Source organism: Nissabacter archeti (genome assembly GCF_018257325.1).
Classification (GTDB): domain Bacteria; phylum Pseudomonadota; class Gammaproteobacteria; order Enterobacterales; family Enterobacteriaceae; genus Chimaeribacter; species Chimaeribacter arupi.
In genome coordinates this window covers 71,212-93,495 of the sequence record NZ_JAERKB010000009.1, presented here as the reverse complement: position 1 = coordinate 93,495, position 22,284 = coordinate 71,212, and the positions used below count along the sequence as shown (strand labels likewise).

The 22,284-nt window shown below is 57.7% G+C and carries 22 protein-coding genes, 1 other RNA gene and 1 other annotated feature; of the genes, 5 read left to right on the top strand and 18 right to left on the bottom strand.

The window, feature by feature from the left end; genetic code table 11:
• Window positions 1-118 precede the first annotated feature (118 nt).
• Both ydiK and rprA read left to right on the top strand, forming a co-directional pair.
• Window positions 119-1,222, top strand: a complete 1,104-nt coding sequence (ydiK, locus tag JK232_RS14195) for an AI-2E family transporter YdiK (RefSeq protein WP_072930934.1) — start codon at window positions 119-121, stop codon at window positions 1,220-1,222.
• Between the two features lie 253 nt (window positions 1,223-1,475).
• Window positions 1,476-1,590, top strand: an RNA gene (gene rprA, locus JK232_RS14190) — antisense sRNA RprA.
• Between the two features lie 308 nt (window positions 1,591-1,898).
• On the opposite strand, the gene ppsA is transcribed toward rprA, so the two are convergent.
• Together ppsA and JK232_RS14180 are read right to left on the bottom strand one after the other, a co-directional pair.
• Window positions 1,899-4,280, bottom strand: coding sequence for a phosphoenolpyruvate synthase (gene ppsA, locus JK232_RS14185; RefSeq protein ID WP_072930936.1), 2,382 nt, complete (start codon window positions 4,278-4,280; stop codon window positions 1,899-1,901).
• 20 nt (window positions 4,281-4,300) lie between these two features.
• Window positions 4,301-4,528: a hypothetical protein gene (locus JK232_RS14180; protein ID WP_165698422.1), complete on the bottom strand. Its 228-nt coding sequence runs from the start codon at window positions 4,526-4,528 to the stop codon at window positions 4,301-4,303.
• Between the two features lie 134 nt (window positions 4,529-4,662).
• On the opposite strand from JK232_RS14180, the gene ppsR reads away from it, so the two are divergent.
• On the top strand, window positions 4,663-5,484 hold the full coding sequence (ppsR, locus tag JK232_RS14175; protein ID WP_072930938.1) for a posphoenolpyruvate synthetase regulatory kinase/phosphorylase PpsR: 822 nt from the start codon (window positions 4,663-4,665) through the stop codon (window positions 5,482-5,484).
• Between the two features lie 179 nt (window positions 5,485-5,663).
• Window positions 5,664-6,710, top strand: a complete 1,047-nt coding sequence (locus JK232_RS14170) for a 3-deoxy-7-phosphoheptulonate synthase (protein ID WP_072930940.1) — start codon at window positions 5,664-5,666, stop codon at window positions 6,708-6,710.
• Window positions 6,711-6,780: 70 nt separating this feature from the next.
• Here JK232_RS14170 and JK232_RS14165 read toward each other — a convergent pair whose 3' ends face one another.
• Together JK232_RS14165 and JK232_RS14160 are read right to left on the bottom strand one after the other, a co-directional pair.
• Window positions 6,781-8,223 (bottom strand): protein adenylyltransferase SelO, encoded by a 1,443-nt coding sequence (locus JK232_RS14165; RefSeq protein ID WP_072930942.1) that lies wholly within the window; start codon window positions 8,221-8,223, stop codon window positions 6,781-6,783.
• An 87-nt stretch (window positions 8,224-8,310) separates the two neighbouring features.
• Entirely contained in the window at window positions 8,311-9,039 is a 729-nt protein-coding gene (locus JK232_RS14160) for an EAL domain-containing protein (protein ID WP_072930944.1), read from the bottom strand.
• On the opposite strand from JK232_RS14160, the gene JK232_RS14155 reads away from it, so the two are divergent.
• A complete protein-coding gene (locus JK232_RS14155; RefSeq protein ID WP_146000765.1) occupies window positions 9,011-9,238 on the top strand; it encodes a hypothetical protein in 228 nt (75 codons plus the stop codon). The genes JK232_RS14160 and JK232_RS14155 overlap by 29 nt on opposite strands.
• Window positions 9,239-9,430: 192 nt before the next feature.
• On the opposite strand, the gene JK232_RS14150 is transcribed toward JK232_RS14155, so the two are convergent.
• The 14 genes from JK232_RS14150 to thrS form a co-directional block, all read right to left on the bottom strand.
• Window positions 9,431-10,447 carry a lipoate--protein ligase gene (locus JK232_RS14150; protein WP_072930946.1) on the bottom strand — a complete coding sequence of 339 codons (1,017 nt, stop codon included), beginning with the start codon at window positions 10,445-10,447 and terminating at the stop codon, window positions 9,431-9,433.
• A 27-nt stretch (window positions 10,448-10,474) separates the two neighbouring features.
• A complete protein-coding gene (locus JK232_RS14145) occupies window positions 10,475-10,948 on the bottom strand; it encodes a C40 family peptidase (protein ID WP_072930948.1) in 474 nt (157 codons plus the stop codon).
• A gap of 199 nt (window positions 10,949-11,147) precedes the next feature.
• Window positions 11,148-11,903 (bottom strand): vitamin B12 ABC transporter ATP-binding protein BtuD, encoded by a 756-nt coding sequence (gene btuD, locus JK232_RS14140; RefSeq protein ID WP_212589350.1) that lies wholly within the window; start codon window positions 11,901-11,903, stop codon window positions 11,148-11,150.
• A 2-nt stretch (window positions 11,904-11,905) separates the two neighbouring features.
• Window positions 11,906-12,457, bottom strand: a complete 552-nt coding sequence (locus tag JK232_RS14135; RefSeq protein WP_072930952.1) for a glutathione peroxidase — start codon at window positions 12,455-12,457, stop codon at window positions 11,906-11,908.
• 75 nt (window positions 12,458-12,532) lie between these two features.
• Window positions 12,533-13,561: a vitamin B12 ABC transporter permease BtuC gene (gene btuC, locus JK232_RS14130; RefSeq protein WP_101828873.1), complete on the bottom strand. Its 1,029-nt coding sequence runs from the start codon at window positions 13,559-13,561 to the stop codon at window positions 12,533-12,535.
• A gap of 153 nt (window positions 13,562-13,714) precedes the next feature.
• Window positions 13,715-14,173 (bottom strand): DUF2502 domain-containing protein, encoded by a 459-nt coding sequence (locus JK232_RS14125; protein WP_072930956.1) that lies wholly within the window; start codon window positions 14,171-14,173, stop codon window positions 13,715-13,717.
• A gap of 737 nt (window positions 14,174-14,910) precedes the next feature.
• Window positions 14,911-15,207 (bottom strand): integration host factor subunit alpha, encoded by a 297-nt coding sequence (gene ihfA, locus JK232_RS14120; RefSeq protein WP_004717732.1) that lies wholly within the window; start codon window positions 15,205-15,207, stop codon window positions 14,911-14,913.
• 4 nt (window positions 15,208-15,211) lie between these two features.
• Window positions 15,212-17,599 (bottom strand): phenylalanine--tRNA ligase subunit beta, encoded by a 2,388-nt coding sequence (gene pheT / locus JK232_RS14115; protein WP_072930957.1) that lies wholly within the window; start codon window positions 17,597-17,599, stop codon window positions 15,212-15,214.
• A gap of 14 nt (window positions 17,600-17,613) precedes the next feature.
• A complete protein-coding gene (gene pheS / locus JK232_RS14110) occupies window positions 17,614-18,597 on the bottom strand; it encodes a phenylalanine--tRNA ligase subunit alpha (RefSeq protein WP_212589327.1) in 984 nt (327 codons plus the stop codon).
• A gap of 124 nt (window positions 18,598-18,721) precedes the next feature.
• Window positions 18,722-18,846: a sequence feature (Phe leader region), on the bottom strand.
• Window positions 18,797-18,841 carry a pheST operon leader peptide PheM gene (gene pheM / locus JK232_RS14105; protein ID WP_165698429.1) on the bottom strand — a complete coding sequence of 15 codons (45 nt, stop codon included), beginning with the start codon at window positions 18,839-18,841 and terminating at the stop codon, window positions 18,797-18,799. Its footprint overlaps the feature before it by 45 nt.
• Before the next feature lie 113 nt (window positions 18,847-18,959).
• On the bottom strand, window positions 18,960-19,316 hold the full coding sequence (rplT, locus tag JK232_RS14100; protein WP_013576134.1) for a 50S ribosomal protein L20: 357 nt from the start codon (window positions 19,314-19,316) through the stop codon (window positions 18,960-18,962).
• 40 nt (window positions 19,317-19,356) lie between these two features.
• The gene (gene rpmI, locus JK232_RS14095; protein ID WP_072930961.1) at window positions 19,357-19,554 is read right to left on the bottom strand and encodes a 50S ribosomal protein L35; all 198 of its coding nucleotides are present in this window, start codon (window positions 19,552-19,554) and stop codon (window positions 19,357-19,359) included.
• 96 nt (window positions 19,555-19,650) lie between these two features.
• Entirely contained in the window at window positions 19,651-20,202 is a 552-nt protein-coding gene (infC, locus tag JK232_RS14090; RefSeq protein WP_072930963.1) for a translation initiation factor IF-3, read from the bottom strand.
• A gap of 3 nt (window positions 20,203-20,205) precedes the next feature.
• Window positions 20,206-22,134: a threonine--tRNA ligase gene (gene thrS / locus JK232_RS14085; RefSeq protein ID WP_072930965.1), complete on the bottom strand. Its 1,929-nt coding sequence runs from the start codon at window positions 22,132-22,134 to the stop codon at window positions 20,206-20,208.
• Window positions 22,135-22,284 lie beyond the last annotated feature (150 nt).

Below are 22,284 nucleotides of genomic sequence, written 5' to 3'. Positions count from 1 at the left end.
TTTCGCCACAGGCGATTGCAACTAATCCCCCTTGCTGCGGGAAAAAACTCTTATAATGCGCCATGATTCAGCGGTTAGATGTTGGCATTGTTGCCTTTTATTGAGATGAGATCCTTCCATGATGTATTCGAATAAGAACTATGATCTGCCCCAGATTATGTTTGGCGTGCTGTTCATCTCGTTGATGACCATCGCCAGTATCTGGGTGGTGCAGCCCTTTATCCTGGGGTTTGCCTGGGCCAGCATGGTGGTGATCGCCACCTGGCCGCTGCTGCTTAAAGTGCAGGCGCTGCTGTGGGGGCGGCGCTCACTGGCGGTGCTGGTGATGACCCTGCTGCTGATCCTGCTGTTTGTGCTGCCGATTGCCCTGCTGGTCAACAGCGCGATTGAGAATGGCGCGCCGCTGGTGGATCTCGCCAGTGACCCGTCCAAGCTGCAACTGCCGACGCTGGAGTGGCTGCGTGACATCCCGATGGTCGGGAACAAATTCTACAATGGCTGGCACAGCCTGCTGGATGGCGGCGGCAGCGCGCTGATGGCAAAAATGCAACCCTATATCGGCCGCACGGCCAGCTGGGTCGGCATTCAGGCCGCGCACCTTGGGCGCTTTATCATGCACTGTGCGCTGATGGTGCTGTTCAGTGCCCTGCTCTACAGCCGGGGCGAACAGGTCGGCATGGGTATCCGCCACTTTGCCTACCGTCTGGCCGCGGAGCGTGGTGATGCCGCGGTGCTGCTGGCCGGCCAGGCAATCCGTGCCGTGGCGCTCGGGGTGGTGGTGACGGCGATTGTGCAGGCGGTGCTGGGCGGCGTCGGGCTGGCGATTGCCGGTATCCCTTATGCCACGCTGCTGACAGTGGTGATGTTTACCCTGTGCGTGGCCCAGCTGGGGCCGTTGCTGGTGCTTATCCCGGCGATCATCTGGCTCTACTGGTCAGGCGACACCACCTGGGGCACAGTGCTGCTGGTCTGGAGCTGCGTGGTCGGCACGCTGGATAACGTGCTGCGGCCGGTATTAATCCGGATGGGCGCTGATTTGCCGATGATCCTGATCCTCTCCGGCGTTATCGGCGGGCTGCTGGCATTCGGGATGATTGGGCTGTTTATCGGGCCGGTGGTGCTGGCGGTTTCTTACCGGTTAATCTCTGTGTGGGTCAGCGAGGCGCCGGAACCGGAAAAAGACAGCCGTGATGCAGCGCACGGTTTAGATGAATTAAAATAAAAAAAATGTGGGCGGATTAAGTAGCGTTACTGAATCTGCCCACACGCTTCTCCGGTTATTTTTATCCGCCTAACCCCGCCAGCCTGTTGATAAAAGCGGAACCTCCCCATTGGGAAACCGGTTTATTTATCATTATAAATAATCAAGGCGCGTTGAAACCCTTAAGTCAGCGTAATCATTTATCTCACAATGCCAGAATGATTAGGATGATTCTTAAAGACTCCTTTGCCCCACATCTCTAGTATTGTTGGTAATTCGGATTTCAACCCACTGATTTATATACAACCTTTCCCCTGAGTGAGTATAGTGAATCATCGAATTGCTGTGTGTAGTCTTTGCCCGTCATCCTATGATGGGCTTTTTTTTTGCTGATTTTCCAGGTAAGCGGATAATTACTCAGCATTTTAATTAATTGCCCGATGAACATGCGGTGTAGCTAATTCCCGCCCGGTATAAAATTCATCACGCTTATTTCCTCTGTGATGAAATTTTATTTCCGGTGAGGAAAATGTGTAGAAAACGCCGTAATGCCGGAAAAAAAAGCCTGCCGGGTAAATCGGTTTACAGCACCCTGCCGGCATCGGGTTTAAAGGTGCCGCCGAAAAAAAACACCACGGCGGCTGCCATGGTGTTATTCACGCGGCATGTTCTTAATACAGCAAGGTTTGCGCGGCCATTACACCGGTTTTTCTGCCAGCGCCAGCCAGGTCTGCACCACGGTATCCGGGTTCAGCGACAGGCTGTCAATCCCCTGCTCCATCAGCCAGGCGGCGAAGTCCTCATGATCGGACGGCCCCTGTCCACAGATGCCCACATATTTGCCCTGCCGTTTCGCCGCCTGAATCGCCATCGCCAGCAGCGCCTTCACCGCGTCGTTACGCTCATCAAACAGCGCGGACACCACGCCGGAGTCGCGGTCCAGCCCCAGCGTCAGCTGGGTCATGTCATTGGAGCCGATGGAGAAGCCGTCAAAGTGTTCCAGGAACTGATCGGCCAACAGCGCATTGGACGGGATTTCGCACATCATGATCACTTTCAGGCCATTCTCGCCGCGTTTCAGCCCCTGCGCCGCCAGCTCGGTCACGACGGCTTCTGCCTGGGCCACGGTACGCACAAACGGCACCATGACTTCCACGTTGGTCAGCCCCATGTCATTGCGTACCCGCTTCATCGCCTCGCACTCCAGCGCGAAACAGGGTTTGAAGCTGTCAGAGACATAGCGCCCGGCCCCGCGGAAGCCCAGCATCGGGTTCTCCTCATGCGGCTCATACTTCTCGCCGCCGACCAGGTTGGCATACTCATTGGACTTGAAGTCAGAAAGGCGCACGATAACCCGTTTCGGCCAGAACGCCGCGCCCAGCGTGGCGATCCCTTCGGTCAGGCGGGCCACGTAGAACTCTACCGGGTCGTCATAGCCCTGCATCAGCCGCGTGATCTCTTCCTGCAAGGCCGGTTCCTGCTGGTCAAACTCCAGCAAGGCGCGCGGGTGAACGCCAATCATGCGGTTGATGATGAACTCCAGCCGCGCCAGCCCGACGCCTTCGTTCGGCAGGCAGGCAAAATCAAAGGCGCGATCCGGGTTCCCGACGTTCATCATAATTTTCAGCGGCAGCGGCGGCAGCTCATCAATCTCCGAGCTGTGGACGCTGAAGTCCAGCATCTCGCCGTAAACGTAGCCGGTATCGCCTTCTGAACAGGAAACCGTGACGTTCTGGTTCTCCTGCAGGCGCTCCGTGGCATCGCCACACCCGACCACCGCCGGAATGCCCAGCTCACGGGCGATAATCGCCGCATGGCAGGTCCGGCCGCCGCGGTTGGTCACAATCGCTGACGCCTTTTTCATGATCGGTTCCCAGTCCGGGTCGGTCATGTCGGTGACCAGCACGTCGCCCGGCTGGATGCGGTTCATCTCGCTGATGTCATGGATAACCTTAACCGGCCCGGCCCCGATGCGGTGGCCGATGGCACGCCCTTCCACCAGCACCTGGCCGCTGGCATTGAGCTGGTAACGCTCCATCACCTGGCCGTTGGAGCGCACGGTTTCCGGACGGGCCTGCACGATGAACAGTTTGCCGGTGTGGCCGTCTTTGGCCCACTCAATGTCCATCGGCCGTTTGTAATGCTGTTCAATCAGCACCGCCTGCTGCGCCAGCGCCTGTACTTCCTCATTGGTCAGGCAGAAGCGCCCGCGCTGTTCTTCCGGCACATCCTCAATCTGTACCTGTTTGCCGTGCTCCTGGCTGTCGGCGTAGACCATGCGGATCTTCTTCGACCCCAGCGTACGGCGCACAATCGCCGGGCGGCCGTTGGCCAGCGTGGGTTTATGCACGTAGAACTCATCCGGGTTCACCGCGCCCTGCACCACCATTTCACCCAGCCCATAGGCCGCGGTGATAAACACCACCTGGTCAAAGCCTGATTCGGTATCAATGGTGAACATCACGCCGGAGGCCGCCAGATCGGAGCGCACCATACGCTGCACCCCGGCCGACAACGCGACGCCGCGGTGGTCGTAGCCCTGGTGCACGCGGTAGGAGATCGCGCGGTCATTGAACAGGGAGGCGAAGACATGCTTCACCGCCACCAGCACCGCATCAAACCCCTGCACATTGAGGAACGTCTCCTGCTGACCGGCAAAGGACGCATCCGGCATATCTTCGGCGGTCGCTGAGGAGCGCACCGCAAACGACGCGTCCGCATCGTCGGCGGAGAGCGTCTCGTACGCCTCACGGATCGCCTGCTCCAGCGCCGGCTGGAAAGGTGTTTCGATAATCCACTGGCGGATTTGGTTGCCCGCTTTGGCCAGTTGGGTGACATCATCAATATCGGTCTGGTCCAGCAGTTGGTAGATACGCTGGTTGACGCCGCTCTGATCGAGGAACTCATTAAACGCCTGAGCGGTGGTGGCAAAACCATTGGGCACAGAAACGCCCAGCTCAGACAGGTTAGTGATCATTTCACCCAGGGAGGCATTTTTACCGCCCACTTTATCCACGTCATGCATACCAAGCTGGTTGTACCAGAGGATATTACGCACGTCAGACTCTTTATTGGACATCGAAGCAATCCTTTTGACATTCAGTAAGATACAAACGGAAGCATTTCTGGCTGATTATTCAGCAATTCCAGCCTAGCACAATGATCCATACCGGTTGGATGGGTGAATCGATACAACTGTCGCAATCCCAACGCTTTAGGATTAATCCGCGCTGTTTCTGCCCCGGCTAAAAGACGACAATGGCTTGAGAATCCTGACTTTTGCCTGAAAACCGCTGCGGCGTGAAACGCATTTTCGTTTTCCTTCATGCAGGGAACAGGCATTCCTTGCCCGGCAGGAACGCGGCTGAAAGGCGCAAGCAGGCCCACTCGCCTGAACGTCTGCGCTGTGCCAGACTGGGATCAGGGCCGGTAGCGGCCACAAAACAGACAAGGAGACGGACGTGGAAAGGTGTGTGTTCTATATCTCAGACGGGACGGCCATCACGGCAGAAGTGCTTGGCCATGCGGTGCTGTCACAGTTTCCGGTGAAGGCGACCATTTTTTCCCTACCTTTCGTGGAGAATGAGGGGCGCGCCAGGGCCGTCTGCCAGCAAATTAATGAGATCTACCAGAAAAGCGGCGTCCGCCCGCTGGTGTTCTACTCGATTATCTCCCCGGCAGTGCGGGACATCATCAACAGCAGCGCCGGGTTCTGCCAGGACATCGTGCAGGCGCTGGTGGCCCCGTTGCAGCAGGAGCTGGGGGTCGACCCGACCCCGGTGGCCAACCGCACCCACGGCCTGACCGAAAGCAACCTCGGCAAATATGATGCGCGTATCGCCGCCATCGATTACACCCTGGCGCACGACGACGGCATTTCATTGCGTAACCTCGATCAGGCACAGGTGATTTTGCTCGGCGTCTCCCGCTGCGGCAAAACGCCCACCAGCCTCTATCTGGCGATGCAGTTCGGCGTGCGTGCCGCCAACTACCCGTTTACCGCCGATGACATGGACAATATCCAGTTACCGGCCGCGCTGCGCCCTTACCAGAGCAAACTGTTCGGGCTGACGATTAACCCGGAGCGGCTGGCAGCCATCCGCGAGGAGCGGCGCGAGAACAGCCGTTACGCCTCCCTGCGCCAGTGCCGGATGGAGGTGGCGGAAGTAGAGGCGTTGTTCCGCAAACACCAGATCCGTTACCTCAACAGTACCAACTATTCGGTGGAAGAGATCTCCACCAAAATCCTCGACAGCTTCGGCATGAGCCGCCGCCTGTTCTGAGGGTTGGCCCGGCAGGTGCCCGCCTGCCGGTGCCGGTTTTTCCCCGCTTTTCCCCCTGCTGCGTCAATCCGGCCTGCATAACGCATCACAGATGGTTGAAATCATCGCCATTTGCTTTATTGTGATCGCCATCACTTCCCGGCATTCCTGCCGCTGCGAAGACCCATTTTGAGAGCGTTATGAACAAAACCGATGAATTGCGGACCACGCGCATCGACAGCCTGATCACCCCGCAAACCCTGGCCGACCGCCTGCCGGTTTCTGCAGCGGTGGCCCGGACGGTGACCGGCGCGCGTCAACGTATTGAACAGATTATCAGCGGCGCGGACCAGCGCCTGTTAGTGGTGATTGGCCCCTGCTCCATCCATGATGTGGAAGCCGCCATTGACTATGCCCAACAGCTTAATGAACTGCGCATCCGTTATCAGGATCGGCTGGAAATCGTGATGCGCACCTATTTTGAGAAACCGCGCACCGTGGTGGGCTGGAAGGGGCTGATCTCCGATCCGCACCTGGACGGCAGTTACCAGGTGAATCAGGGCATTGAACTGGCGCGCCGTTTGTTGCTGGCCGTCAATGAGCTGGGCCTGCCGACCGCCACGGAGTTCCTGGATATGGTGATCGGGCAGTATATTGCTGACCTTATCAGCTGGGGGGCCATCGGGGCGCGTACCACTGAGAGCCAGATCCACCGCGAAATGGCCTCGGCGCTCTCCTGCCCGGTGGGCTTCAAAAACGGCACGGACGGCAACACCCGTATCGCGATTGATGCCATCCGCGCGGCGCGTGCGGCGCACATGTTCCTGTCGCCGGACAAGCACGGCCAGATGACGGTCTACCAGACGGCCGGTAACCCTTACGGCCATGTGATTATGCGCGGCGGCAAAGCGCCGAATTACCATGCGGAAGATCTTCAGCAGGCGTGTGATAACCTGCGTGAATTCGCCCTGCCGGAACGGCTGGTGGTGGATTTCAGCCACGGTAACTGCCAGAAAGTGCACCGCCGCCAGCTTGAGGTGGCGGAAGACATTTGCGGCCAGATCCGCCGCGGCAGTACCCAGATTGCCGGGATTATGGCGGAGAGTTTCCTGGTCGAGGGCACCCAGCAGGTGATCGCCGGCGAGCCGCTGACCTACGGCCAGTCAATAACCGACCCGTGCCTCAGCTGGGGCGACAGCAACACGCTGCTGGCGATGCTGGCTGATGCGGTGGACAGCCGCTTCTGACGGCGTGCCCGCGCCTGCCCGCATAAAACGAAAAAGCCTTGCATCCGCAAGGCTTTTTTATGTTTCCGGTTCAGCTGGAACAGGAGATTTCCAGGTGTTTGCCCCAGTCCGGCGGCAGGGCGGCGAAATCATCGAACGCCGGATCGTCGCTGTACGGGTCACGTAATGCCTGGTGCAGCCGCGTCAGGGTGCTGATGTCATCTTTCTCTGCACCGTCAATCGCCTGTTGCGCCAGATAATTGCGCAAAATGATGCGCGGGTTCACCGCTTTCATCGCCTGCTGGCGTTCGCCGTCGCTGACGCCCTCTTCCAGCAGCCGCTCACGGTAACCCTGGTACCAGCGGTCAAACGCTTCGCGGTCGATAAACTCATCACGCAGCGGGGAAACCGCCTGATCCTGCTGCACCTCACTCAATAACCGGAAGGTGCGGGTGTAATCACGCCCCTCTTTGGCCATCAGGCTCAGCAGGCCGGTCAGCACGTCATTGTCTTTGGCGCTCTGGGTAAACAGCCCCAGCTTGGCCCGCATCTGTGCGCCAAAGGCCGCCATCAGCGCCGGTTCATACGCCTTCAGCGCCTCCTGCAACACCTCGGTGGGCATCAGGTCAGAGAGCGCCTGCGCCAGCCGGTGCAGGTTCCAGAAGGCCACCGCCGGCTGGTTGTCAAAGGCGTAGCGCCCCTGATAGTCAGAATGGTTGCAGATGTAGCCGGGCTGGTAATCATCGAGAAAACCAAACGGGCCGAAGTCGATGGTGAGGCCCAGAATTGACATATTGTCGGTGTTCATCACCCCATGGGCGAACCCGACTGTCTGCCAGTGGGCAATCAGCCGTGCGGTGCGCTCCACCACATCGGTCAGCCAGCGGGCATAGCGATCCGGTGCCTGCGCCCACTGCGGCCAGTGTTTCGCGATCACGTAATCCGCCAGCTGTTGCACCTGTTCAGGCTGCTGGCGGTAGTAGAAGTGCTCGAAATGGCCGAAACGGACGTGGCTTTCCGCCACCCGCAGCAACATCGCGCCGCGTTCCTCCCGCTCACGGTAGACCGGCTCATCACTGGTGACGATGGTCAGCGCGCGGGTGGTCGGGATGCCGAGATGGTGCAGCGCCTCTGAGGCGAGGAATTCACGCACTACGGAACGCACCACCGCCCGGCCATCGCCCATACGTGAATACGGGGTCAGCCCGGCCCCTTTCAGGTGCCAGTCCATATGGCGGCCATCCCCGAGCCGCTGCTCACCGAGCAGGATGCCGCGCCCGTCGCCAAGCTGACCGGCCCAGACGCCGAACTGGTGGCCGCTGTAAACCTGCGCCAATGGCTGCATGCCCGGCAGCAGCCGTTCCCCGGCCCAGACCGGGGTATGTTCCGCGCTGAACCATGACGCCTCCAGCCCCAGATCCTGGGCCAGTGGTTCACTGTGGTAGAGCAGGCGTGCACCTTTCAGCGGAGTGGGTGTCAGGGCCGTGTAGAAGCCCGGCAACTGGGTAAAATAGGTGTTATCGAATTGTGGCATAAAGTATCCCCCTGGTGACAGTGTAGAACGCCGGGCGGGGAATTCATACCAGACAACGGGCAGCAGACAGGGGGTTACCGGAAGGAATCAGCGAAATTCGGCGGGTTTTTGCAGCAGGCTGTCCAGTTGGTTTTCATCGCGGCTGGGCCAGAGCTGGCCCTGAACGCCCGCCAGCGGCAATTCAGAAAACGCATTGAAATAGGCGGGGCTGTCCACCCCTTCAATAATAATGCCGTGGCAGAAACGGTTGACGTTACGGATAAGCGAAGGCATCACGATGGTGAAGTGTTCGCCATCCACCAGTTGCCAGAAAAAGGTTTTATCCACTTTCACGTAATCAAACAGCCCGTCAAACAGCGGCGTCAGGGTGGCGTTGCCGGAGCCAAAGCTGTCCAGCCACAGGGTAAAATCACGGCTTAATGCCGCGAGCACCGGGTTACGTTTGCCGCTGGAGAGCGCCGGGTAAGACTCGGCAATCTCCAGGTGGACAAACGGCAAGGCGGTCAGGTGGCGGCGCAGCACCGGCTCCTGCACAATCGCCCTGGCACACGCCTCGCCGATATTCAGGTTCAGCGGCACACCCGCCCGGTGAAACCAGTCAGCATGGCGTTCAGCCCAGGCCACCTGCTCCATCAGCAACGCCACAATTTGCGGCCGATCGAGTGACTTCATCACCAGCTCGGTTGGGGTACTTAACTTATGGTCTTCACTGTTAAAACGCACGAGCAGTTCAACGGCCAGCAGCGACCCTTGCAGGGTATAGACAGGCTGGAAGAAAAAGCTGCTGATGAACGTCGTCTCGCGTTGTATTTTCATCTCAGTTCCGGGCAGGCATCAGGGCATAGCCGGCGTTATTTTTTCCGGCAAACGCCAGCGCGCACTGCCTCCGGCACTGCGCGCATTATGCGTAGATATAAAGCATTATGTTGTTTTCCAAGCAAAAATTAAAGGTGGGCCTGATTTTTTAAGAATTTATCTTGCCGGTATCCGGCGGGGAACCATCGCACTTATTTAAGTATTAACTGTATAAAAAATAACCAGCGAAGTCACGCGCTTCGCGCTTCGGTTCATCAGGCAACTGTTTAGACGGAAAAAGGGCCGAAACCGGCCGGAAAACCGGGTAACCCTGCAGGGCGGGAAGCCCTACGCCGGCGTTAATGATTGCTGGCCTTAACCATTATGATCACCGGCGTTGCCTGTGGGGCGGCTATTTCAGAACGCGCTCCAGCCAGTCGGCGAGCGCCTGGAATTCGGCCTGTTGCTGCGGACAGGCAGCGGCCATTGCCAGGCAGCGGGCCGCTACTGCCTCACTCTGGTAGGCGCAGCCCACCAGGTGCCCGGCCAGCGCCTGAAAAGGCTCCGGCTGGAGGCTGTCGGTGAACAGTTGCGCGCGGCGGATATGCCCATGCTCAATGTCCAGATAGAGGTCAATGCCGCCCCAGACAAAACGCTCATCCAGCAGGTGGCTGAACGCCGGGGCCTTGCCGAAATTCCACGCCCAGCTGCTCTGTTTGGCAAACTGTTCCGGGAACCCCGGCAAGTCGGGGAAGACGTCGGGCGAGATCACCTCGGCCTCCACCTCTTCGCCATACCAGCTGAAAAAGGCGGCGATCACGGCATCACACACCTGCTGGTGGGTCAGGCCGGGGTGCAGCTCGCTGAGATTCGCCACCCGCCCGCGCACCGAGGTGATGCCTTTGGCCTGTAACTTTTTGATGTCAGGGTTCAGGTAGTCCGCCAGGCGGCTGAGGTCAGCATCCAGCAGCAGCGTGCCGTGGTGGAAACCGCGATCGGCGGTTTCGCGGTAGGCAGAGCCGGAAATCTTCCGCTCGCCCTGTGGTGTGCTGACCACCAGATCGTTACGCCCCGACGCCGACGCCGGAATGCCGAGCGCCTGCAAGGCGTTGAGGATGATCCGGGTCGAGACGGTTTTGTCATACTCCGGCTTACCGGCCATAAAGGTAAAGCAGGTGTTGCCGAGATCGTGGAACACCGCCCCGCCCCCGCTGCTGCGGCGCGCCAGTTTGATGCCGTCTTGCTCCATGCGCCGGGTATTGCACTCTTTCCACGGGTTCTGCGCCTGGCCGATCACCACGGTTTCTGCATTGCGCCACAGGAACAGTACCCGCTGGGTGGTCATCTGTCGGAAAATGCACTCCTCTACCGCCAGGTTGAACCACGGGTCATAGGAGTCAGAGATCAGTAAACGTAAACGGGGCGTCATGTACCCTCCTTGGGCTGGGGAAGCGTGCTAAATGCGCCGCGCCTGCCAATAGACGCGCTTCCAGTAAACATTATCCAGGGATGACCGGGTCACACCCTGGCTGGTGGAGGCGTGGATAAAGGTGTCATCCGTATCATAAATACCGACATGCAGGCCATTTTCGCCGCTGCCGGTCTTGAAGAAGATGAGATCGCCGGGCAGCAGTTCGTCCCGCGACACTTCGGTGCCGATGCGGGTCTGTGCTTTGGTGGTACGCGGCAGTTGCAGGTCAAAGCGATCCTGGAAGGTGAGGTAAACAAAGCCGGAGCAGTCCACCCCGCCCTGGCTGAGGCCGCCATAACGGTAGGGGGTGCCGTGCCATTGCCGGAGTTGGTCGTTAAGCTCGGCCACCACGGTGATGGAATCCGCCAGCCGGCCGCTGGGCGGCGGAGCATGGCTGCTGCACCCCACTAATACCCCGCTGATGAAGAGTATGCAGATGAGTAATGGCCAACGTCGCATGGCGGAACATCCTTGATGGAGAAGCAAAACCAACCTTATTTCCCAGCGGGAAACCTCCTTGCCCCGGCCTGTGAATGCCGCGGGCGCGCTGCTCAATGTAGCCTGATTTTTTTCCGCTTTCCAATGGAAAAACAGGGGTTTTGCCGCTAAACAGGCATTTTATACCGTATCGTCACGAAATTTGGCTTATTCCGCGGATTCAGGCCGTCCGGGTGATCAGCCACTGGTGCCCGGCGGCCTCATGCCGCTGGAAGGTCACCCCATACACCGGCTCAAGCACTGACGGTTGCATCACGGCATCCGGGTCACCGGCGGCCACCAGTTTCCCCTGATGCAGTAACCAGACGGCGTCAGCCTGGTGCAGGGTGTGGTTGAGGTCATGGGCGCTGAGGATCACGCACAGGCCGTGGCGGCACACCTCAGCAATCAGTTGGTCCAGCGCGGCCTTTTGGGCCACGTCCAGACTGTTGACCGGTTCATCAAGCAGCAACAGCCGCCCATGCGGATTAAGCGTCGGCCAGATCTGGAGCAGCACCGCCATCAGCCGTACCCGTTGCCACTCACCGCCGGAGAGCATCGTGGTCGGGCGCGCCAGTTTATCCGCCATGCGAAGCCGGTCTGCAAGATCGGCGACCACCCGTTCTGCCGCCTGCGGTGGGCTGCCCGGCGGCTGGTGCAAAGCCAGATACTGGAACACCGGCATCATGGAAACCGGGGGCTGTTGCTGGCTCAGGTAGGCACGATGCCCGGCCTGCTGCCGCCCAGGCTGCGTAAGCAGCGGCTCACCGGCCAGCCGGGCGTCGCCGCTGCCGGCAGTCACTCCGGCCAGGGCCGCCAGCAACGAGCTTTTGCCCGCCCCGTTCGGGCCGATCAGATGCACCTGACACCTGGCGGGCACCTCCGCGCTGAACGGGGCGAGTCGCCCCGCCACCGCAAATTGCCGGAGTTGCAGCATCACTATTTTGCCAGGGCGATCTTGATCGCTTCCATGATGATCGGATCCTGCGGATCCATGTCCGGCGCAAAGCGCTGGATCACCGTGCCGTCACGCCCCACCAGGAATTTTTCGAAATTCCAGAGGATATCCTGGGAGAATTTCGGTTCGCGGCCTTTGCTGGCAAGGCGGTTATAGAACTCGCTGCCTTCTGCCTGCACGGCCGTTGGGCAGGCTTCAACCAGCGCCTGGTAAAGCGGGTGGCGGTTATCACCATTGACCTCGATTTTACTGAACATTGGGAAGGTGACGCCGTAGGTGGTGCTGCAAAATGCCTGGATCTCCGCCTCACTGCCCGGCTCCTGCCCGGCAAATTCATTGCTCGGGAAGCCGAGCACCTCAAAACCGCGCGGGTGCCATGCGTCGTAAATCCCTTGCAGCTGTTCGTACTGTTTGGTCAGCCCGCATTTTGAGGCCACGTTCACGATCAGCAGTACGGACCCTTTATACGCCTCCAGTGTGGTGGATTTACCGTCAATGGTTTGCAGCGGGATAGAGAAATCAACATTATTCATCGCATCAGTCCTTCTGTTGGAGTGTTCCGGGCAGCACGCTGCCGCGGAGAAAAGGGTAACCGGTGGACGGCGGCCTTACGCCTGCCGCTCTTTCAGCCGCACCAGCAACCAGATAAAGACCGGGGCACCGAGGGTGGCGGTGACCACACCAATCGGCAGTTCCGCGGCCGGCAGCAGCGTGCGGGCCAGCACATCCGCCAGCAGCAGGATCGCCGCCCCAGCCAGGGCGCACCCCGGCATCAGGCGGCGCTGGTCAGTCAGCCCGCACAGCCGCAGGATATGGGGGATAACCAGCCCGACAAAGCCAATCACCCCGGCCAGCGCCACGCTGACCCCGACCAGCCAGCCTACGGCCAGTACCAGCAGGCTGCGCCACAGGGTGACGTCCAGCCCCAGTTGCCGCGCCTGCACAGCGCCCAGCGCCAGCAGGTTCAGGGCGTTGCCCTGCCCGCCCAGCCAGAGCGCGACCGGCAATAACCCCAGCATCAGCCAGCCCTGTTGCCAGTCCACTCCGCCAAACCCGCCCATCATCCAGTACATCAGCTGGCGCAGATCGAGTTCGGTGCTGAAGTAAACCGCCCAGGTCATCACGGCGCTGCAGACAATCCCCAGCGCCACGCCGACTAATAATAGCCGTGCATTGCTGAGTAAGCGTCGCCGGGCAACCATCAGTAACAAAAAGGTGACGATCAGCGCGCCGGCCACCGCACTCAGGCTGATAAGCCACCCCGGCAACACGCCCTGCCCCAGCAGCAGCGCCAGCACCAGTGCCACCCCGGCACCGTTGGCCACCCCCAGGAGTCCCGGCTCGGCCAGCGGGTTTTCAAACAGCGACTGCATCACGGCACCGGCCATTGCCAGGGCGGCCCCGGCCAGCAGCACGGCCAGTGTACGCGGCAAGCGGATCTGCCAGACAAACAAACGCGCGCCGTCATCCCACCAGTGGCGCGGTGTGATCCAGGCTTCCCCGGCGCTGAGGCTGAGCGCCACCACGGCCGCCAGCAGCAACGCCAGCAGTAATAGCCCACGGCGATCGCGACGCTGCTGTTGCCGCACGAGGTGGGAAAAGGTCAGGTCAGAGGAGGAAGCGGGAGCGCGGTGCATAACAGTTTCCGGATGCGGCAATGCCGATAAATCAATGGGATTGATCGTCCATCCTACCGGGAAGCGGGCGTCAGCTCCAGAGGGGAGCCACGGTGGCGTGCAGGCATAAAAAAATCAGGCCGCATTGCGCGGCCTGAGCGTGTGTTACCGGAATCAATGGCGCGGGCCATTCTCCTGTGGCGGCACCGGCCGGCCGTTACCGCCGCGGTGGTCGTCACCCCCGTGATTCCCCCGATCGCCCTTATTACCCTTACCAGGGTTGCCGGGATGATCATTGCCGGGCTTGTCATGGCCGCGCGGGCCATTGTCATGCTGCGGGGCGTGTGGCGCGGCATTGCGTTGCGGCGGGCGGTGCGGCTGCCAGCCACCGCCGTTCCAGTAAAGGCCGCGCTCGTTGCGGTCGCCGATGTGTTTGTTTTTGTGCTCGTGCCACCACTGCGGCGGACGCCAGTCGTAGCCGTCCCAGTAATAGCCCCGTTTATCCTGATCACCCAAATGTAATGAAACGCCAGGAACATTAATATCAAGGGATACACCTGCCTGCGCAATCATCGGCAGCGCCAGAACGCCGCACAACACCACACTACGCAACAGTAAAGAAGAACTTTTCATTTTATGCTCACCTTATTTATTTAGGCATGGCTTTTTATATCAACTCTTAATTTTTACTGCTATCGCCAGATGGCGTATTTGCACATCACTTTCATTGATCTTACGCAATCCTTACACTTCAACGCCGCGGATGTTTTATTTTAAATAGCCGGTTAATCCGCATCCCCTTTAACAACTCTTAACGATAAGCTTACGTGCTTTATTTATTGCCGCTTTTATACTGAGCGTGCATTCAATGAGAGGGTTATAAAAATGATGCGTAAATTAATTGCTATGCTTGGTATTGCTCTGGTAGTCACATCTCTCTCCGGTTGCCTGTTCCCGCCTCCGGGCGGCGGTGGCTGGGGCGGCGGCCACGGTGGCGGCGGTCATGGCGGTGGTGGCCCAGGTATGCGGTTTGACCGTTAAACCTGTCGCATAATCGCCGGTTAATTTGACTTAATTCAGCACAGCACTGTATTACGTTATGAATAACAAGGGAGCCTCGCTCCCTTTTTTATTTCCTTACTTATTCCCCCCTCCCTTTTCCCTCTGCTTTATTTTTCCCTTACAGATATCGGAATAATCCTGAAGTTAATTTACTTTTCCCCACAAATAAATAAAAAAGCACATCAGGCTAACCCAAGGCAGGGAATAAAAGGAATGCGCTTTATATTTTCACTAATGCTAAAAAGGAAACAGAAAAAAGGACAAAGAAAAAGGCCGCACAAGGCGGCCTTTTTTAACAGGGTGATTGCTTACTCTTTCGGCGTCGCATTTTCTACCCGGCTTTTTAACTTCTGCCCCGGACGGAAAGTGACCACACGACGCGCCGTAATCGGAATGTCCTCGCCCGTTTTCGGGTTACGGCCCGGACGTTGGTTTTTGTCGCGCAGATCAAAGTTGCCAAACCCTGACAACTTGACTTGTTCTCCATTTTCCAAAGCACGGCGTACTTCTTCGAAGAACAACTCCACCAGGTCTTTGGCATCCCGTTTGCTCAGCCCGAGCTTTTCAAACAGGTGTTCTGACATTTCAGCTTTAGTAAGCGCCATAGGTTCAATCCCTCAAGGATGCTTGGAATCGCTGTTTCAGAGCCTCTACACATTTTGCAACGGTAGCGGCGATCTCCTCTTCTTCCAGTGTACGAGCGGTATCCTGCAATACCAGACTGATAGCCAGGCTCTTAAAACCGTCTGCCACGCCCTTGCCACGGTACACATCAAACAAGTTTACGCCAACTACCTGATTTGCGCCAACTTTCTTACATTCGACCAAAATATCGTCTGCGGGAACGTTTTCTGCCACTACAATTGCGATGTCACGGCGGTTTGCCGGGAAGCGGGAAATCTCGCTCGCATCAGGCAGGACGCGGTCTGCGAGCTTATTCCACAGCAGTTCGAACACGATAGTACGGCCGTTCAGATCCAGTTTACGCTCCAGCTCCGGGTGCACGACTCCAATGAAACCAATACGTTCGCCCTGCAAATAAATCGCGGCGCTCTGGCCTGGGTGCAGCGCCGGATTGGCTTCGGCACGGAACTGGATTTCCGCTGCTTTCCCGGTAAGATCCAGAATTGCTTCGAGATCACCTTTCATATCGTAGAAGTCAACCGGCTGGCGCGCCAGATCCCAGTGTTCTTCGTAGCGATGGCCGGCAATCACGCCTGCCAGCATGAGATCCTGCCGGATAGCCAGATCTGCCGAACTATCAGGCACAAAACGCAGGCCGCTTTCAAACAGGCGTACGCGCCCTTGCTGGCGGTTCTGGTTATACACCACGGCAGACAGCAGGCCGGTCCACAGGGAGAGGCGCATGGCCGACATCTCTACCGAGATCGGGCTGGGCAGGATCAGCGCCTCTTCACCCGGATGCAGCAATGCCTGCACTTTCGGGTCAACAAAGCTGTAGGTGATCGCTTCCTGATAACCGCGGTCTACCAGCATGGTTTTCACGCGCTTAAGCGACAGGTCGGCTTCGCGGTGCGTGGTCATCTCCAGGTTCGCCCTGACCGGCACGTCCGGGATGTTGTTGTAGCCGTAAACGCGTGCCACCTCTTCCACCAGATCCTCTTCGATCTGCATGTCAAAGCGCCAGCTTGGGGCCACGGCCTGCCAGCCGCCGTCAAGGGTGGTCACGGTGCAGCCCAGGCGGCTCAGGATGTCACTGACCTGCTGGTCTTCGACCTGAATCCCGATCAGGCGATCAAGTTTTTCACGGCGCAGGGTGATGGTCGCCGGGCGCGGCAAGCTCGCCTCATGGGTGACGTCAATCACCGGGCCGGCCTGGCCGCCGCAGATGGCCAGCAACAGCGCGGTGGCACGTTCCAGGGCCTGGGGTTGCAGCGCCGGGTCTACGCCGCGCTCGTAGCGGTGTGAGGCGTCAGTGTGCAGGCCGTAACGGCGTGCACGGCCGGTGATCGCCAGCGGGTCAAAGAAAGCGCACTCCAGCAGCACATTTTGCGTCTCTTCATTCACGCCCGAATGCTCACCACCGAAGATGCCGCCCATCGCCAGCGCTTTCTGGTGATCGGCAATCACCAGCGTGTCATCACGCAGTTTGACTTCGGTGCCGTCCAGCAACACCAGCGTTTCATCCGGTTGCGCCATCCGCACCACAATGCCGCCGTCAATGCGGTCGAGGTCGAACGCATGCATCGGCTGGCCCAGTTCGAGCAGCACATAGTTGGTGACATCCACCACCGGATCGATAGAACGGATGCCGCAACGGCGCAGCTTCTCACGCATCCACAGCGGGGTGGCCGCTTTCACGTTGATGCCTTTCACCACCCGGCCCAGATAACGTGGGCAGGCTTCTGTCGCCTCAACCTTGATCGGCAGGGTGTCGGTCAGTGTGGCGGCCACCGGGGCCATTTCCGGCACATTCAGCGGCAGCTGGTTATTTACCGCTACGTCACGCGCCACGCCGATCAGGCTCAGGCAATCTGCGCGGTTTGGCGTCACGCTGATTTCGATGGTGTTGTCATTGAGCTTGAGGAATTCACGGATGTCGGTGCCGATCGGCGCGTCTTCCGGCAATTCAATGATGCCGTTATGGTCATCAGAAATACCCAGCTCAGAGAAGGAGCAGAGCATCCCTTCTGACGGCTCGCCTCGCAGTTTCGCGGCCTTGATTTTGAAGTCGCCCGGCAGCACGGCACCCACGGTGGCGACCGCCACTTTCAGGCCCTGGCGGCAGTTTGGCGCGCCGCAGACGATGTCCAGCAGGCGGTCGCCGCCTACATTCACTTTGGTGACGCGCAGTTTGTCTGCATTCGGGTGCTGGCCGCACTCCACCACATGGCCAACCACCACGCCGTGAAACGCCCCGGCAACCGGCTCAACGCCGTCCACTTCCAGGCCGGCCATGGTAATTTGCTCGGCCAGTTCATTGCTGCTGATGGCTGGGTTTACCCACTCACGCAACCAGAGTTCACTGAATTTCATGTGATATTCCCGCCTTACTTAAACTGTTTGAGGAAACGCAGATCGTTTTCGAAGAATGCACGCAGATCGGTCACGCCGTAACGCAACATGGTCAGGCGCTCCATACCCATGCCGAAGGCGAAGCCGGAGTAAATTTCCGGGTCAATGCCGACATTGCGCAGCACATTCGGGTGCACCATGCCGCAGCCCAGCACTTCCAGCCACTTGCCGTTTTTACCCATGACGTCCACTTCCGCGGAGGGTTCCGTGAACGGGAAATAGGAAGGACGGAAGCGGATCTGCAGATCGGCCTCAAAGAAGTTGTTCAGGAAATCATGCAGCGTGCCTTTCAGGTTAGTGAAGCTGATATCTTTATCGATAATCAGCCCTTCCATCTGATGGAACATCGGCGTGTGGGTCTGGTCGTAGTCGTTACGGTACACGCGGCCCGGCGCAATGATGCGGATAGGCGGCTGCTGGGCTTTCATGGTGCGGATCTGAACGCCGGAGGTCTGGGTACGCAGCAGGCGCGTGGCATCAAACCAGAAAGTGTCGTGGTCAGCGCGGGCCGGGTGGTGGCCCGGAATGTTCAGCGCGTCGAAGTTGTGGTAATCATCTTCAATTTCCGGGCCGGTCGCCACGGAGAAGCCCAGCTCGCCGAAGAATTGCTCAATGCGGTCAATGGTGCGGGTTACCGGGTGCAGGCCGCCGTTTTCCATCCGCCGGCCCGGCAGGGAGACATCAATGGTCTCTTCTGCCAGCCGCGCATTCAGGGCGGCACTTTCCAGGTTCTGCTTCTGGGCGTTCAGGGCATCCTGCACCTGCTGCTTGGCCTCGTTAATCACGGCACCGGCTGCCGGGCGCTCTTCCGGCGACAGCTCACGCAGTGATTGCATCTGCAAGGTAAAATGGCCCTTCCTGCCAAAATATTCGACGCGTACCAACTCCAACGCGGCAACATCCTTGGCATCTTCTACGGCTGCTTTCGCATTGGCAACCAGCTCTGCGAGATGTGGCATTGCTTTCCTCTTCTTCAGACCAACTGGCCTGATGTCTGTTTATTATTCATGCCGGTCAATACTCTGACGGCCTGTAACTTGCTGATTCTTCACAAGGCACTGCATCATGCCCGTGCTTAACGCCAAAAAAAAAGCCTCCGCGAGGGAGGCTTTGGCGCTATTTTCCGTTTCTTCTCTTACGCGCAGAAGCCTCCTGAAATCAGGCGCTAAAGTAAAAAAAGAAGCGGAAAACAGCAGCATTCATGCGTGCATTACCTTAAAAATCAACTGACGGCTATTGTCAGGTTTTGCGGGGCAAAAAGTCAAACATTCTCTTTGAATTACAACGTAAAAGAGGGAGCAAGCTCCCTCTTTTAACTGACTTACGCCAGTGCTGCTTTCGCTTTCTCAACCAGTGCGCTGAAGGCCACTTTGTCGAAGACTGCGATGTCAGCCAGGATCTTACGGTCAATTTCAATAGAGGCTTTTTTCAGGCCGTTAATGAATTTGCTGTAAGACATGTCGTTCTGACGGGCTGCAGCGTTGATACGCGCAATCCACAGTTGACGGAACTGACGTTTCTTTTGACGACGGTCACGGTAAGCGTATTGACCAGCTTTGATAACAGCCTGGAATGCAACACGATATACGCGCGAACGGGCACCGTAGTAGCCTTTCGCCTGTTTTAAGATTTTTTTGTGACGTGCACGTGCAATCACACCACGTTTTACGCGAGCCATATGCTCTCCTGAGTATTATTCTTGATTAAAAAAAGTGTAATTATGCGTACGGCAGACATGCGACGACAAGGCCAAGATCGTTCTTGGATACCATGCCTTTAGGACGCAGATGACGTTTACGCTTAGTAGCTTTTTTGGTCAGAATATGACGCAGGTTAGCGTGCTTACGCTTGAAACCACCGTTGGCGGTCTTTTTAAAGCGTTTAGCGGCGCCACGTACGGTTTTGATCTTTGGCATTTTAATTTCCACTTCGCATTGTTAATTACAACGAACCAGAAGGCGAAAAAATCCCACGCTACGCGAACGCAGCGCGGGATTGATTACTTGGAAGCCTTACTGTTTCTTCTTAGGTGCGAGCACCATGATCATCTGACGGCCTTCGATCTTCGTAGGGAAGGATTCGACAACGGCCAGATCAGAATCTTCACACAGGTCTTTACGGACGCGGTTAAGCACTTCCATACCGATCTGTTGGTGCGCCATTTCACGCCCACGGAACCGCAGGGTGATTTTGGCTTTATCGCCATCTTCCAGAAAGCGAACCAGGTTGCGCAGTTTGACCTGATAGTCGCCATCATCGGTACCAGGCCGGAATTTGATTTCCTTGACCTGAATAACTTTTTGTTTTTTCTTCTGTTCTTTTGTGGACTTGCTCTTCTCATAGAGGAATTTGCCGTAATCCATCACGCGGCATACCGGCGGTTCGGCATTGGGGCTGATTTCGACTAAATCAACGCCTGCTTCCTCAGCTTTCTCAAGAGCTTCATTCAGACTGACAATACCAATCTGCTCGCCATCGACGCCTGTAAGGCGCACTTCTTGGGCGCGAATTTCTCTGTTAATGCGATTCGGACGCGCCGGTTGAACTCTTTTTCCGCCTTTAATACTTTATTCCTCCAGTTGATGAAGACTTCTGCTGCGTATCTCGCTGAGCAGTTTGTCTACGACTTCGCTCACGTCCAGGCTCCCCAGGTCTTTTCCGCGGCGGGTGCGAACGGCAACTTTGCCTGTTTCCACCTCTTTATCACCGCAAACCAACATGTAGGGAACACGACGCAGCGTGTGTTCACGAATTTTAAAGCCTATCTTCTCGTTTCTCAAGTCCGCTTTCACACGAATGCCGACTTCCTGCAATTTTTTGGTCACTTCCTCAACGTATGCTGACTGGCTGTCAGTGATGTTCATCACCACAACCTGCACCGGTGCCAGCCAGGTCGGGAAGAAGCCGGCGTACTCTTCGGTAAGGATACCGATGAAACGCTCCATCGACCCAAGGATGGCACGGTGAATCATGACCGGGACCTGACGGTCATTGTTCTCTCCGACGTAAGAGGCGCTTAAACGGCCCGGCAGAGAGAAGTCGAGCTGCACGGTACCACACTGCCACGCACGATCCAAACAATCATACAGGGTAAATTCAATTTTCGGTCCGTAGAAGGCGCCCTCACCCGGCTGATATTCAAACGGGATCGCATTTTCAGTCAGCGCAGCAGCCAGGTCTTCTTCCGCGCGGGTCCACATCTCGTCGGAACCGATACGTTTTTCCGGGCGGGTGGACAATTTTACCACAATTTTTTCAAAACCGAAGGTGCTGTACATGTCGTACACCATCTTGATGCAGGCATTCACCTCTTCACGCACCTGATCTTCCGTACAGAAGATGTGGGCGTCATCCTGGGTGAACCCGCGTACGCGCATCAGGCCGTGCAATGCGCCGGACGGCTCATTACGGTGGCAGCTGCCGAACTCGGCCATACGCAGCGGCAAATCACGGTAGGATTTCAGCCCCTGGTTGAAGATCTGCACGTGGCCCGGGCAGTTCATCGGCTTGATGCAGTATTCACGGTTTTCAGAGGAGGTGGTAAACATCGCCTCTTTGTAGTTGTCCCAGTGCCCGGTTTTTTCCCACAGCACGCGGTCCATCATGAACGGCCCTTTCACTTCCTGGTACTGGTACGCTTTGAGCTTCATGCGCACAAACGCTTCCAGTTCGCGGAAGATGGTCCAGCCATCGTTATGCCAGAACACCATGCCCGGCGCTTCTTCCTGCATGTGGTAGAGGTCAAGCTGCTTGCCGATGCGGCGGTGGTCACGCTTGGCCGCTTCTTCCAGACGTTGCAGGTAAGCGTTCAGCTGTTTCTTGTCTGCCCAGGCCGTCCCGTAGATGCGTTGCAGCATTTTATTGTTGCTGTCACCGCGCCAGTAAGCGCCGGAGGTTTTCTGCAGCTTGAAATGGTGGCAGAAACGCATGTTCGGCACGTGCGGGCCGCGGCACATATCCACGTACTCTTCGTGATGGTAGAGGCCCGGATGGTCATCATGGCTGATATTCTCATCCAGGATCGCCATTTTATAGGTTTCACCGCGGGCGGCGAAGGTGTCACGCGCCTCCTGCCAGCTCACTTTCTTCTTGATGACGTCGTAATCTTTGTCCGCCAGCTCATGCATACGCTTTTCCAGCAGATCCAGATCTTCCTGGGTCAGCGTGCGGTCAATATCGACATCGTAATAGAAGCCGTTATCAATCACCGGGCCGATGGCCATTTTGGTGTCCGGCCACAGCTGTTTAATGGCGTGCCCCAGCAGGTGCGCGCAGGAGTGGCGCAGGATTTCCAGGCCTTCCGGATCTTTGGCGGTGATGATGGCAAGCTGGGCGTCGGTCTCGATCAGATCGCTGGCATCAACCAGCTCCCCGTTGACGCGGCCGGCGATACAGGCTTTCGCCAGGCCGGGGCCGATATCCAGGGCAACATCCATCGGGGAGACGGCACGGTCATAGTGACGCTGGCTTCCATCAGGAAGAGTAATAACAGGCATGATAATTCCTTATCTACAGTGGTGAACCACACGACAGTTCACATGCAGTAATAAATTTGAGTGTATTTTCAACGCATGGACGACAATCTAACCCACAATTGTTACATTTCCATCCATACGGGTAACCAGTCTGGCCGCCAACGGCGTTGC